Annotated in this window: 7 protein-coding genes; 3 read left to right on the top strand and 4 right to left on the bottom strand. The window is 48.8% G+C overall.

Annotation, left to right across the window (positions count from 1 at the left end):
* Positions 1–143: 143 nt before the first annotated feature.
* On the bottom strand, positions 144–1,592 hold the full coding sequence (pyk, locus tag HMPREF0673_RS02890) for a pyruvate kinase (RefSeq protein WP_007897677.1): 1,449 nt from the start codon (positions 1,590–1,592) through the stop codon (positions 144–146).
* Positions 1,593–1,691: 99 nt separating this feature from the next.
* Complete coding sequence (locus HMPREF0673_RS02895) at positions 1,692–2,807, bottom strand: hypothetical protein (RefSeq protein WP_007897678.1); 1,116 nt, start codon at positions 2,805–2,807, stop codon at positions 1,692–1,694.
* Between the two features lie 251 nt (positions 2,808–3,058).
* On the opposite strand from HMPREF0673_RS02895, the gene HMPREF0673_RS02900 reads away from it, so the two are divergent.
* The 3 genes from HMPREF0673_RS02900 (at position 3,059) to HMPREF0673_RS02910 (ending at position 10,634) form a co-directional block, all read left to right on the top strand.
* On the top strand, positions 3,059–4,246 hold the full coding sequence (locus HMPREF0673_RS02900) for an ATP-binding protein (protein ID WP_007897680.1): 1,188 nt from the start codon (positions 3,059–3,061) through the stop codon (positions 4,244–4,246).
* Between the two features lie 185 nt (positions 4,247–4,431).
* Positions 4,432–8,028, top strand: a complete 3,597-nt coding sequence (gene nifJ, locus HMPREF0673_RS02905; protein ID WP_007897681.1) for a pyruvate:ferredoxin (flavodoxin) oxidoreductase — start codon at positions 4,432–4,434, stop codon at positions 8,026–8,028.
* A 278-nt stretch (positions 8,029–8,306) separates the two neighbouring features.
* Positions 8,307–10,634 (top strand): glycoside hydrolase family 20 protein, encoded by a 2,328-nt coding sequence (locus HMPREF0673_RS02910; RefSeq protein ID WP_007897686.1) that lies wholly within the window; start codon positions 8,307–8,309, stop codon positions 10,632–10,634.
* Positions 10,635–10,842: 208 nt separating this feature from the next.
* Here HMPREF0673_RS02910 and HMPREF0673_RS02915 read toward each other — a convergent pair whose 3' ends face one another.
* The gene (locus HMPREF0673_RS02915; RefSeq protein WP_040596279.1) at positions 10,843–13,191 is read right to left on the bottom strand and encodes a putative porin; all 2,349 of its coding nucleotides are present in this window, start codon (positions 13,189–13,191) and stop codon (positions 10,843–10,845) included.
* Positions 13,192–13,199: 8 nt separating this feature from the next.
* Positions 13,200–13,466 carry a hypothetical protein gene (locus HMPREF0673_RS02920; RefSeq protein WP_022430915.1) on the bottom strand — a complete coding sequence of 89 codons (267 nt, stop codon included), beginning with the start codon at positions 13,464–13,466 and terminating at the stop codon, positions 13,200–13,202.
* Positions 13,467–13,602 lie beyond the last annotated feature (136 nt).

Genomic DNA, 13,602 nt, shown 5'->3' on the forward strand with positions numbered 1-13,602 from the left:
TTTTTTATAACTATCTAATTATTTGAGGGCGGGCTGCAGTGATTGCACCCCGTCCTTTTTTGTTTCAATACAAGACAAAAAAATAGGAGATCTTACGACCTCCTATTTCGTATTGTCATATTAAATTGACTTCTATATAATGGTTATTCCTTGTTAGGCAAATGGAATTCGTACGACTTATCGAACACTTGACTAACCTTATTGATTTCGAGGAATGTTGTGCCCGTCGGGTTGCCCAATCCGAAGCTACCACTAAGGTACGCAATCTTATCGTCGGAGCCGATGTAGCCTTTCTGTCGGAGCATACGCAATGCAGCTGTGAACATGTATGCAGCAGGCGCATGTTCCTTCTGATGAACGGGGATGACACCAAAGCTGAGATTTAACCAGCGCTGTGTCTTTTCCTTATAACATATTGCAAGGATAGGGTTCGGACCGCGGAAAGCAGCCAAATGGCGTACGGTCTCGCCAGTAAGACTGTCGGTGATGATACCAGCAACGCCAAGTGTCTTCGTTGCCTCAATAGCTGCATGAGCAAGGAATTCACGCTGCGAGCAGTTCTCGTTCATCGGTACCTCATAGTCGCCAAGCGCAGAGCGGTCCTTCTCTGCCTGCTCAGCAATGGCAGCCATCGTCTGCACTGCCTCAAGCGGATACTTGCCACTTGCCGTCTCACCACTAAGCATGAGTGCATCTGTATATGAATAGATAGCATTGGCTATATCAGTAACCTCAGCACGTGTAGGGCGCGGATTCTTAATCATCGTATGGAGCATCTGTGTTGCGACGATAACCGGCTTCTTCTTCATCACACACTTGCGTATAATCTGGCGTTGAATGCCCGGTATCTGCTCTATTGGCACCTCTATACCAAGGTCGCCACGCGCAATCATAATGCCATAAGAGGCATCAATAATCTCATCAATATTATCTACTCCTTCTTGATTTTCAATCTTTGAGATAATTTTTATGTCGCTATTGTGCTCGTCGAGTATCTTCTGTATCGCAAGAACGTCATCGGCAGAACGCACAAACGAATGAGCAATAAAGTCGATGTCTTCTTCAATAGCAAGGAGTATGTTATCGTGATCCTTCTGCGTAATAGCAGGCAGAGCGATATGCTCGCCAGGTACGTTCACGCTCTTGTGTGCACCAAGCACACCGTCGTTCTGTACCTGAGCTACAAGCATCGGACCATTGTTGTCTATGACAAGCATATCAAGTTCACCATCGTCAAAAAGCACATGATCACCAACCTTCACATCCTTAGCAAAGTCGATGTATGACACATTGACAATATCGTGCGATGAGTCCATACCCGGACGTCCAAATATCTTAACCACATCGCCCGTCTTGTACTCTATTGGCTCAGCACAACCAGTGGTTCTCACCTCTGGTCCCTTTGTGTCAATCATAAGAGCCAAGTGGGGCGAAACAGTTCTCACGTTCTTTATAATATTACGTATCCCGTCAGGCGTCGCATGTGCAGTATTCATTCTTACGACGTTCATTCCGGCAAAGAACAATTTGCGGAGGAACTCGACATCACAACGGCGATCGCTAATAGAAGCAACAATCTTTGTTTGTTTCATCGTATATATATTTATATGTTTCTCGTATGCAAAGTTACTGATTTTCTCAGAAAAACCACGTTAATGCACTACACATAAAATCTTAAATATGTGTAATAATTAGTGAGCTATCAGCGATGTATTCAGTAAATTATTCGTCGTATCGTGTATTCTCATACGATACTTATCTGCATAGCTGATGCTCATTATGCGTTGTGGTTCGGCAATTGTAGGCGTGAGTGACAAAGCAAGATGCCCCATAGTGCGACGCAGATTAAGTTCTACACACGGATGAAGCAGGAAGCCGTCAGCACTCTCACGTGCTACAGCCATCATGTCAATGCCGAAAGCTCCAACATATATACCCTTAAAATACAGAGAAAGCACAGCACGAATACGCTCGCAGATATTATCAACAAGAGCAATGTCGGCATACCGTGATAATATTTCACGCTTATCAGCTTCTGTGGCAAGTATATTGCCTACATATGCACCACCACGTGTAGCGAAGAGCGAGAGTCCTTTGAAATCAATCGACCCGTCGGAATTGCTCACAAACTCAAGTCCGAAGTCGTACACCTTACTATATAATGGCTCTACCATTATGCCACCCTGACGTTTGACGACATTCGCTGCCCACCCTTCAAGATGTGCATCAAGTACTGTGGTCTCTACATAGCGCACTCCCCTGCCGCTACTGCTCCATGGCGACTTGAGCACGCTTCTTCCGTTGCGTTTTAACACTTGAAGTACCTCCTCCATTGTTGTGCAGTAGTGGCTTTCACCAACAGTTTGGGACTCAGCTATTTCACGCAACACAGGCAAAAGATGTTCTGCAGCAAAGCGTCTGTTGCTCATCTCTCTGATAGTAGCAAGCGCATCGTCACTTGGCATGAATGGTTCAAGCCCTTTATTAGCACGCAACAGTTGTTCCTTTATGGTGCGATCCCACCCCCACGGCTCTACCTGAAAACTCTTAACATCGTCCAAAGTAAAATCTTTCAAGTCGGCAGCGGTGACAAAGACCACATCATTGCCGAACTTACGTAGATGGCGACGTGCCTCTATTGCTGCCTCAACATCGTCTACGAGTACCATATCGCCTTCTGAAGCCCAGAAAGCAGGGATAAATTCCAAGTCGGTACGCAAACGTCTACCTGCATGAGGGGCGGTGAAACATTCTTGATTGGCAGCAAGAGCTATGTCGTGCTCAGGATTGAATATATGTAACTTCATCTGTTCTTATCTTTAATTACTTCGTAAGCAAGTGCAAAAATACCACTTTTATTTCACAATCGAGCGACTACACATCTGCATAATAGCACACCGCAAACGATGCAGACGCAAAAAATAAAAAAAATGCAGTTTTTGCAATACAGAGTTTGCAAATAAAGAAATTAATATTACCTTTGCATAGTTGTAGAAGACTATATAATAAATAGCAAAATATTCAAGTAACAGAAGCAACAGAAACAACCGATAGAGTAATGGAAGCTTTCTTTAAAACTCATAAATACCTCGTAGAGCATACGGACGCACCAGTCAGACGCAATCTTATGGACGAGATTGACTGGAGCGATCGTCTCATTGGCATTAAGGGTACACGAGGCATTGGAAAGACAACATTCCTATTGCAATATGCCAAGGAGAATTTCGACACTAACGATCGTCGTTGTCTCTACGTGAATATGAACAACTTCTACTTTCAGGGACGTGGCATCGCTGACTTTGCGATGGATTTCTATAACCACGGTGGCGAGGTTCTACTCATTGATCAAGTGTTCAAGCAGCAGAACTGGAGCAGCGAGCTTCGCAAATGCTACGACCAATGTCCAAACCTGAAGATTATATTCACGGGCTCAAGTGTGATGCGACTGAAAGAGGAAAATCCCGAACTCTGTGGCATCGTCAAGAGTTACAACCTCCGTGGCTTCTCGTTCCGCGAATACTTAAACCTACAAACAGGCAATAACATCCCCGTCTATACGCTTGACAACATTCTCGCCAATCATGTAGAAATAGCCAACGAGATTGCAAAGAATGTAGACATTGCCGAACACTTCAACTCCTACCTTCATCATGGCTTCTATCCATTCTTTCTTGAGCACCGCAACTTCGAGGAGAACTTGCTCAAGACTATGAACATGATGACCGAAGTAGACATTCTTCTGATAAAACAAATCGAGCTTAAATATCTCACAAAGATAAAGAAGCTCCTTTACCTACTTGCTGTAGAAGGACTGAAAGCACCGAACATCAGCAACCTGGCAGGAGAGATTAAGACAAGCCGTGCCACAGTGATGAATTATATCAAGTATCTCTCTGATGCACGTTTGATAAACATCATTTACCACCCTGGCGACGAGTTCCCGAAAAAACCGTCAAAGGTGATGATGTACAACCCCAACCTCATGTACTGCATCTACCCAATCGTGGCAGACCGTCAGGATGTTATGGAGACATTCTTCGTCAATATGCTTTGGAAGGACCACAGCATCAATCAGGGCAACCGCGACGCTGCATACATCATTGACAACAAACTTCACTTCCATGTCACGAGTGCCAACCACATACGACGCACTCGCAACTCCTCAGAGCAACTGTACGCCACCTACGACCTCAATATTGGTCAAGCGAACAAAGTTCCGCTTTGGATGTTCGGCTTACTCTATTAAAAGTAAAAAAGTAAAAGAGTAAAAGAGTAAAAAGTAGGAAGGCTTAAGAAGGCTTAGAAAGGCTTTACTCGGCTTAGGAAGGCTTAGTTTGGCTTAGTTCGGCTTAAACGCCGCCTTAAATGAAGCTTAGACAGAAAAAGTTTAAAACAACTATAAGTATTCACTAATTAAAAAGAATTAGTAAAATGGCTAAAGAAAAAAAATTTATCACTTGTGATGGTAACACAGCTGCCGCTCACGTGAGCTACATGTTCACAGAGGTTGCTGCTATCTATCCTATCACTCCGTCATCTCCGATGGCAGAGCATGTAGATGAATGGGCTGCCAAGGGTCGTAAGAACCTCTTCGGTCAGCGAGTTTCTATCCAGGAAATGGAGTCAGAGGCTGGTGCAGCAGGTGCTCTCCACGGCTCACTTCAGGCTGGTGCCCTCACCTCAACATACACTGCTTCGCAGGGTCTGTTGCTGATGATTCCTAACATGTATAAGGTTGCAGGCGAGTTACTGCCGTGCGTGTTCAACGTTTCTGCACGTACATTGGCTTCACACTCTCTCTGTATCTTCGGCGACCACCAGGACGTTATGGCTTGCCGTCAGACAGGCTTCGCAATGTTCTGCTCTGGTTCAGTGCAGGAAGTTATGGACCTCTCTGCAGTTCCTCACCTTGCTACACTTGAGACATCAGTACCGTTCATCAACTTCTTCGACGGTTTCCGTACATCACACGAGTACCACAAGATCGAGGAGATGGATATGGAAGACATCCGTCCGTTGGTAAATCCGGACTACATCAAGCGTTTCCGCGACCGTGCCCTCACACCTGAGCGTCCTGTTACACGCGGTACAGCTGAGAACCCGGAGACATTCTTCACACACCGTGAGGCTTGCAACGAGTACTACGACCGCATCCCTGAAGTAGTAGAGAAGTACTGCCAGGAGATGACAAAGATTACTGGTCGCGAGTATCACCTCTTCAACTACTACGGAGCTGAGGACGCAGAGAACGTAATCATCCTCATGGGTTCTGCTACAGAGCCTGCACGCGAGGCTATCGACTACCTGAACAAGCAGGGTAAGAAGGTAGGTATGGTTGCTGTTCACCTTTATCGTCCGTTCGCAGTAGATTACCTGAAGAAAGCTCTTCCTGCTACAGTTAAGCGCATTGCTGTACTCGACCGTACAAAGGAGCCAGGCGCAGAGGGCGAACCGCTGTACCTCGACGTTAAGTCGGCTCTCTACGACGACGAGCGCAAGCCGCTTATCGTTGGTGGTCGTTACGGCCTTGGTTCTTCAGATACAACACCGGCTAAGATCGTTGCTGTGTTCAAGAACCTCGAGCTCCCACAGCCTAAGAACCACTTCACAGTGGGCATCGTTGACGATGTTACATTCACTTCACTTCCTGAGGAAGAGGAGATTCCAATGGGCGGCGACGACTTGTTCGAAGCTAAGTTCTACGGACTCGGTGCTGATGGTACTGTAGGTGCTAACAAGAACTCTGTACAGATCATCGGTAACAACACCAACAAGTACTGCCAGGCTTACTTCTCTTACGACTCTAAGAAGTCAGGTGGTTTCACTTGCTCACACCTCCGTTTCGGCGACAGCCCAATCCACAGCGCATACCAGGTAAATACTCCTAACTTCGTGGCTTGCCACGTACAGGCTTACCTGAATATGTACGATGTTACACGCGGTTTGCGCAAGAACGGTTACTTCCTGTTGAATACTATCTTCGACGGCGAGGAACTCGTTAACTTCATCCCGAATAAGGTGAAGCGCATTTTCGCTCAGAACAACATCACTGTTTACTATATCAACGCTACAAAGATCGCTCAGGAGATTGGTCTCGGCAACCGTACCAACACCATCCTCCAGTCTGCATTCTTCCGCATCACAGAGGTTATTCCTTTGGATCTCGCAGTAGAGCAGATGAAGGCATTCATCGTTAAGTCTTACTCTAAGAAGGGTCAGGACGTTGTTGACAAGAACTTCGCAGCTGTTGACCGCGGTGGCGAATACAAGCAGCTCACTGTTGACCCGGCATGGGCTAACCTCGCTGACGAGGAGGCTAAGGCTGACAACGCTCCGGCATTCGTTAAGGAGCTCGTTCGTCCTATCAACGGTCAGGCAGGCGACCTCTTGAAGGTTTCTGACTTCGTTAAGCACGACACTGTTGACGGTACATGGCAGAACGGCACTTCAGCTTTCGAGAAGCGTGGTGTTGAGGCATTCGTTCCGGTATGGAATGTAGAGAACTGTATCCAGTGTAACAAGTGTTCGTTCGTATGTCCTCACGCAGCTATCCGTCCGTTCGTTCTTACCGACGCAGAGCTTGCAGGCATCGAAGGTCTTGAGACACAGGAGATCAAGGCTCCGGCTACTCTCAAGGGTATGCACTTCCGCATTGAGATTTCTGTACTCGACTGTCTTGGCTGCGGCAACTGTGCCGACGTTTGCCCAGGCAAGAAGAACAAGGAGATCGGCGAGCTCGAGAAGGCTCTCAAGATGGTTCCGTTCAACGTAGACGCAGAGGATATGCAGAAGGAAGCACAGAACTGGGAGTACCTCGTTCACAACGTAGCTTCTAAGCAGGACCTCGTAGACATCAAGCAGAGCCCGAAGAACTCTCAGTTCGCTCAGCCTCTGTTCGAGTTCTCAGGCGCTTGCTCTGGTTGCGGTGAGACTCCTTACGTTAAGCTCATCTCTCAGCTCTTCGGCGACCGTCAGATGATTGCTAACGCTACTGGTTGTTCTTCTATCTACTCAGCTTCTATCCCGTCTACACCTTACACAACCAACGCTAAGGGTCAGGGACCAGCATTCGACAACTCACTGTTCGAGGACTTCTGCGAGTTCGGTCTCGGTATGGTTCTCGGTAACAAGAAGATGAAGGAGCGCATCTGCCACCTCCTCGAAGAGGCAAAGGCAGACGAGCACGTTCCGGCAGAGTTCGTAGCTGCTGCTGACAAGTGGATGGCTAACATGAACGACTCTGAGGGTTCTAAGGCTGCTGCTGCAGAGCTTAAGCCGCTCATCGCTGCTGGTGCAGAGAAGGGTTGCCCGGTTTGCACAGAGCTCAAGACTCTCGACCACTACCTCGTAAAGCGCAGCCAGTGGATTATCGGTGGCGACGGTGCTTCTTACGATATCGGCTACGGCGGTCTCGACCACGTATTGGCTTCTGGTGAGGACGTTAACATCCTCGTACTCGATACTGAGGTTTACTCTAACACTGGTGGTCAGTCGTCTAAGTCTACTCCGCTCGGTGCTATCGCTCAGTTCGCAGCTCAGGGCAAGCGTATCCGCAAGAAGGACCTCGGTCTTATGCAGACAACATACGGCTACATCTACGTAGCTCAGATCGCTATGGGTGCTGACAATGCTCAGACATTGAAGGCTATCCGCGAGGCAGAGGCTTACCCAGGTCCGTCACTCATCATTGCTTACGCTCCGTGTATCAACCACGGTCTGAAGCGTAAGGGCGGTATGGGTCGCTCACAGAACGAGGAGAAGCTCGCTGTTGATTGCGGTTACTGGCACCTCTGGCGCTTCAACCCGCTGTTGGCTGACGAGGGCAAGAACCCGTTCACACTCGACTCTAAGGCTCCGAAGTGGGAGGACTTCCGCGACTTCCTCCTTGGTGAGGTTCGCTACCTCTCTGTTCAGAAGGCATTCCCGAAGGAGGCTGACGAGCTGTTCAGCCAGGCTGAGAAGATGGCTAAGCTCCGCTACCAGACCTACGTTCGCAAGAGCCAGGAGGATTGGAGCGAGCAAATCTAATCAAACCGAAATCGAAGGAGGAGACGGATAGCACGCCTACCCTATCCTCCTAAGATAGAAATATTATAAAACGACAGCAATGATGTTTAGACATTATTGCTGTCGTTTTTTTGTAGTGTCCCCGATTTCCGCTAACTTTGCAATACGGGTGTACGTTGAGTAAGCAACCAAGTGAAATCTTCGGTCTATCATTCAATACACTATCATTAAAAAAGAAGACAAAGGAAATCAATTCTAAATAAACAAGCCTACTAAAACAAAACAAGATAAACAATACAATGAATTTGAAATTGCTCACAGGAGTCATTGTCTCAACGGCATTCCTCCTGCCCGGCTCCGCATCGGGACAGACTGCGGACTTCAACATCGTGCCTCAACCGCTGCAGGCTGACGTAACTAACGATGCACCTTTTATCCTCAACGGCAAAACATCAATTGTAGTTGCGACCTCAAACAACGACCTGAAGCGCAATGCCACCCTACTCGCATCGTATATCGAACAGACTACTGGTGTGCGCCCCACTGTCGGAAAGCAGGGCAAGGATGCTACAGCTATTGTCCTTTCTATCGACAAGACAATCAGCAACGCTGAAGGCTACAAGCTCGATGTCGACGCTAAACGCATCAGCATTGCTGGAGCATCAGCAGCCGGTGTGTTCTACGGCATACAAACCTTGCGTAAGTCGCTGCCCGTAGTGAGTGGCAAGGCATCACAAGTGACCATTCCCTGCGCTCACATCGTCGACGCTCCGCGCTTCTCCTACCGCGGAACACACCTCGACGTGTCGCGCCACTTCGTAAGCACCGACGAGATACGCCAATTCATTGACATACTCGCCCTGCACAACATCAACCGCTTCCACTGGCATCTCACTGATGACCAGGGTTGGCGCATCGAGATAAAGAAGTATCCGTTGCTCACCAAGGTTGGTTCAAAGCGCACACAAACCGTCATCGGCCACAACACGGGCAAGTACGACGGCAAACCATACGGAGGCTTCTATACACAGAAGGAGATACGCGACATCGTGAAGTACGCTGCCGACCGCTACATTACTATCGTTCCAGAGATAGACCTTCCAGGACACATGCAGGCAGCTCTTGCTGCTTATCCCGAACTGGGCTGCACGGGCGGTCCGTATAAGGTATGGGAGATGTGGGGCGTGTCGGACAACGTGCTCTGCGCTGGCAACGACAAGACAATGAAGTTTGTAGACGACGTGCTGAAGGAGGTTGTGGCTCTCTTCCCGTCTAAGTACATACATGTTGGTGGCGACGAGTGTCCGAAGACCCAGTGGCAGAAGTGTCCGAAGTGCCAAGCACGCATCAAGGCACTGCATCTTGAGGCTAAGGACGGACACACAGCCGAGGAGCGTCTGCAGAGCTACGTCATCACTCACGCTTCCAACTACCTCAAGTCGTTAGGCCGCAACACCATCGGTTGGGACGAAATTCTTGAGGGCGGACTCGCTGAGGGTGCCACCGTTATGTCGTGGCGCGGAGAGACTGGCGGCATCGCGGCTGCCAAGCAGCATCACGACGTGGTGATGACACCAAACAGCTACCTCTACTTCGACTACTACCAGTCGCTCGACAAGGCTAACGAGCCAGAGGCTATCGGCGGCTACCTGCCGTTGGAGCGCGTCTACTCTTACGAGCCGATGCCTAAAGAACTGACTGCCGACGAGGCACGCCACATCATCGGTGTGCAGGCGAATATCTGGACCGAATATATGCCTACATTCAAGCAGATGCAGTACATGGCTCTGCCGCGTATGGCGGCACTGAGCGAGGTGCAGTGGAGCCAGCCCGAGCTGAAAAACTACGCCGACTTCACAAGTCGTCTCGTTAAGTTCACGCATCTCTACGACCACCAAGGCTACAACTACGCCAAGCATCTCTTCAACGTGAACATACACGTTGATGCCGACACGAAGTGGCAAGAGATTGTAGTACATCTCACCACAACCGGTGACGCTGAGATACGCTACACACTCGACGGCACGGAGCCTACAGCCAATAGTCCGCTATACGTTGGTGCCATCACCCTGCAGAAGTCTGCCAACATCTGCGCAGCTGCCTTCCGCGACGGCAAGAGAAGCAGCGTTAGCCGTCAGGAGATAAACTTCAACAAGGCTACGGCTTGCCCCATTACATTGCTGCAGCCCACACACAAGAACTACACCTACAATGGTGCAGCTACGCTTACCGACGGACTGCTTGGCGACAAGGGCTTCGGCACCGGCCGTTGGCTCGGCTTCTGCGAGAACGACCTTGAGGCAGTTATAGACATGCAGAAGCCTTCTGTAATCTCGCACGTAGAGTTAAACACCTGCGTGGATAAAGGCTCATGGATTCTCGACGCACGCGACATCGAAGTGAGCGTCTCTCAAGATGGTAAGACATTCAAGCAGGTAGCTACGAAGCAGTTGCCGACACTTGGCGAGGATGCAGCCGACAAGGTCTACACCCACAAGCTCGACTTCCAGCCCACAAAGGCACGCTACGTGAAAGTCAAGGCTACATCGGAGCGCAATATGCCCGAATGGCATAGCGGAAAGGGCAAACCGGCGTTCCTCTTTGTTGATGAAATAAGCATTATGTAGCAGAAAAGTTATCGTTCTCCGTACGCAGTCTGATTAGATTCCGAACGCAACCCAATCAGATTCCGTACGCAACCCAATCAGACTGCGTACGGAGAACGATGACTTTTGTTAGTGTAAAAGACAACACCCAAGTAGGTTTTAGGCGAAAGAACCAAACCTACTTGGGTGTTTTTGTATGGAGTGCAGAAAGTCTCTGCAATAATAAAGTTTAATTAAAGAAATTCCAGCTAACGCCAAAACGCAACACACGCTGGTTTAGCGGATAATGAGGCGTGAAGAAATATGAACGGTTGCCGCTGCCGGCGTTCACATGGCTCATCATCACAAAGAAGCGTGCCTGCTTCAAATGGAAATTGGCGTAGACATTCACAAGCGGATAGTTGCCTACCTTCGTCTTGCTTGGACCATCCTGCACGGCATATTGTCCGAGAGCCGGACTATAGTCGGGGGCATAGTAGCTTGTGAAGTAACGCGCATCGGCACCAAGGTCACACTTCAACACACGCGCTATCATAAAGCGCAAGTACAGATTGGTGTAGACGTTCAAAGTGGGCACAGGCAGCACTGCCTCATTAGACGATTTCTGGAACGTAACAACGCTCTCCCAATTCACCGGACCGAGGGTCACATCCTGCTGCAAACCTACGGTGAAGAGACTTATCGCCCCACCAGCCTGCTTCACGCTGAGCGTGTTCTGCGTGCGCAGATGCTCATCGGTTATGTTGTATCCCATTGCGAAGTAGGTGTAGTTCTTCAGCTCATCGAACGCCACACGCAGCTTTGTGCGTGTCTTGTCGTAAGCAAAGGTGCCCTCCAAGCGCGAGTGAACAATCTTCGCCATATCGTCCTTGTCCCACCAGAAGTGGCGCGAGTGGTAGTGACGCTGATAGAACGTTGGGTTAAGACTATGGAAGAAGCCTGACGCAGCGAGGCGCACCGTGTCACCAAGGAACTTAAAGTTGAGGTCAACATTAGCATCCACCTTCACCTGACCAGCATCCTTACCTATCGCCCACACCTCGCCCAACACGCTGTAGTGCAGCGTTCTACCTTGTGTCTTAGAGAGCTGACCGCCTACACTGAGGTTGTGCTCGTTGTACGTAGTGAATGTACGCTCGGTATTAGGCAATGTAAAGTGGCGCAAGTCGGACGTAGCAAACACCTTTACGCCTGCCTTTGCCCACTTGTTGAAGCCTTCCAACAGCGACAAGGCGAGCGTGTTCTGCAAACGATAATGGCTCGTCTTGTCATATATAGAGTCGCCACTGTACGCACCTACATTGTCGTAAGTGTTAGCATAGAAGTCCTTCGGGGAGTTGTAGGCTTGATAAATGCGACGATAGGTGTCGAACTTGGCGGTGTGTATGATGCTCGTAACGGGCACATACTCTGTCTTCATCCACATCGTGTCGAGCTGCGCCTGAGCTGCAAGGCTATTCAGACTGTCGGCTGCTGCCTTGCCATCCACGCGAATACGCCCCGAGTTGTCTGCCATTTCGGTAGTCGCAGGCTCTTTGCCTGCCACCTTCGCATCGTCAGGACGTCCGCCAAACGATTGCTCCTCGTATTCCTCCTCGTCGAAGTCAGTGCCCTCGCGCTCTGCTTTGCGCTTGGCAGCCTCCTTTTCGTGCAAGGCTGCGTTCTCCTTCTCCGATTCCATTGCAAACTTGCGGGCTGCAATCTCCTCCTCGCTCATCTTCACTTTCTTGCGGAAACCAAAGCTAAAACGATGCGTGAAGAAGATATGCTGATTAGAGTTGCGGTTCCAGTTGCGCTCCAAGACGGTAGGAATCTCGTTCGTTGCGAAGTTGTCGTCAAAACTCTCTGGGTGCTTTATGTACTCGTCGTTGGTGATACCACCATTCTCCGTTACTTTCTGATCAAGAGTGGAGAACAAGAGATGTGCCTGATAGCGTTCACCGAGATAGGAGCCATAGAGCAAGAATTTGAAATGCGACGTGCTTTGCTCAGAGTAATAGCCACGTCCGTAGAGATAATCGACGTTGAAACCAACGCCAAGGCGCTTGCCTGCATTCACTCCAAACTTAGCCGAAAGTCGGTCTTCACCCGTTATTCTGTCACCTGCGGTGTTGTATGTAAGGTTCGTGATAGGCGACAACGTGTTCGTGAAATGAAACTTATCTACGGGCGATACAACATAATCGTATGGCTGCGTAAAGATAAACTGCTCTGTTTCTGGACGATCGATAAATATGCGATGTATGCGCGGCGCACCGAGATTGCCCGTCGTGTTATACTCACCACGCAAACCCGTTGTAAAGATAGAGTTCATAAACATGTGCGACACGGTGTCAACAGCAGCTTTCCTTTGGTCGCCAAAACGCGAATCGACCGTCCATACCCTTATGCCGCGCGGTATAACTTTGTCCGTACCCAGTGAGTCGGCAGCGTTTCGGTTGCGCTTGTTCACAGAGCCATCAGGGTTCATTTGGTTGAAGCGATCGTTGTCGTCCATACCTATCTGTGCCGACAGACACATCGGAACAGACAACAGAAACGCAAGAAGTCCTAATAATTTTCTTGTTGTTCTTATCATTGCAGTTATTATAGGCGTATTAATCTGAAACAACACTCCGCCATCTTGAACACCATAGATACGAGAATAATAACCGTGCCTATCGTTTTATCGTGGAAATAGAGCACAAGAACACCCACAACGGCACCAATCATAAAGATAATGTTGAGAATATTCCTTATCATAAAGAAGCGGTCAGAACGTTCTCCTCTGCTATGATGTCGCTCAGGGCGCTTTACAGCCGACTCTTCCAAGTCGAAGTTCTGCTTATCGTCTGTCAAAAATTCGTTGTCCATTCTGTTTTGTTTAAAGAATTGCATAATTAGTAAAGTGCAAAATTACGAAATTAAAGCCTATCAGCCGCCAGATTAACCATTATTTAACAAATGAGATATCAAAGTAGGAGGAGGGCGTGTCAAAACTCCCAATATA

The organism is Leyella stercorea DSM 18206, from assembly GCF_000235885.1.
In the GTDB taxonomy this organism is placed as follows: Bacteria; Bacteroidota; Bacteroidia; order Bacteroidales; family Bacteroidaceae; genus Prevotella; species Prevotella stercorea.

Bases quoted from the DNA above. Each gene is read 5' to 3' on its own strand.
- pyk (WP_007897677.1), bottom strand. From the start codon at position 1,592: ATGAAACAAACAAAGATTGTTGCTTCTATTAGCGATCGCCGTTGTGAT.
- HMPREF0673_RS02895 (WP_007897678.1), bottom strand. From the start codon at position 2,807: ATGAAGTTACATATATTCAATCCTGAGCACGACATAGCTCTTGCTGCC.
- HMPREF0673_RS02900 (WP_007897680.1), top strand. From the start codon at position 3,059: ATGGAAGCTTTCTTTAAAACTCATAAATACCTCGTAGAGCATACGGAC.
- nifJ (WP_007897681.1), top strand. From the start codon at position 4,432: ATGGCTAAAGAAAAAAAATTTATCACTTGTGATGGTAACACAGCTGCC.
- HMPREF0673_RS02910 (WP_007897686.1), top strand. From the start codon at position 8,307: ATGAATTTGAAATTGCTCACAGGAGTCATTGTCTCAACGGCATTCCTC.
- HMPREF0673_RS02915 (WP_040596279.1), bottom strand. From the start codon at position 13,191: ATGATAAGAACAACAAGAAAATTATTAGGACTTCTTGCGTTTCTGTTG.
- HMPREF0673_RS02920 (WP_022430915.1), bottom strand. From the start codon at position 13,466: ATGGACAACGAATTTTTGACAGACGATAAGCAGAACTTCGACTTGGAA.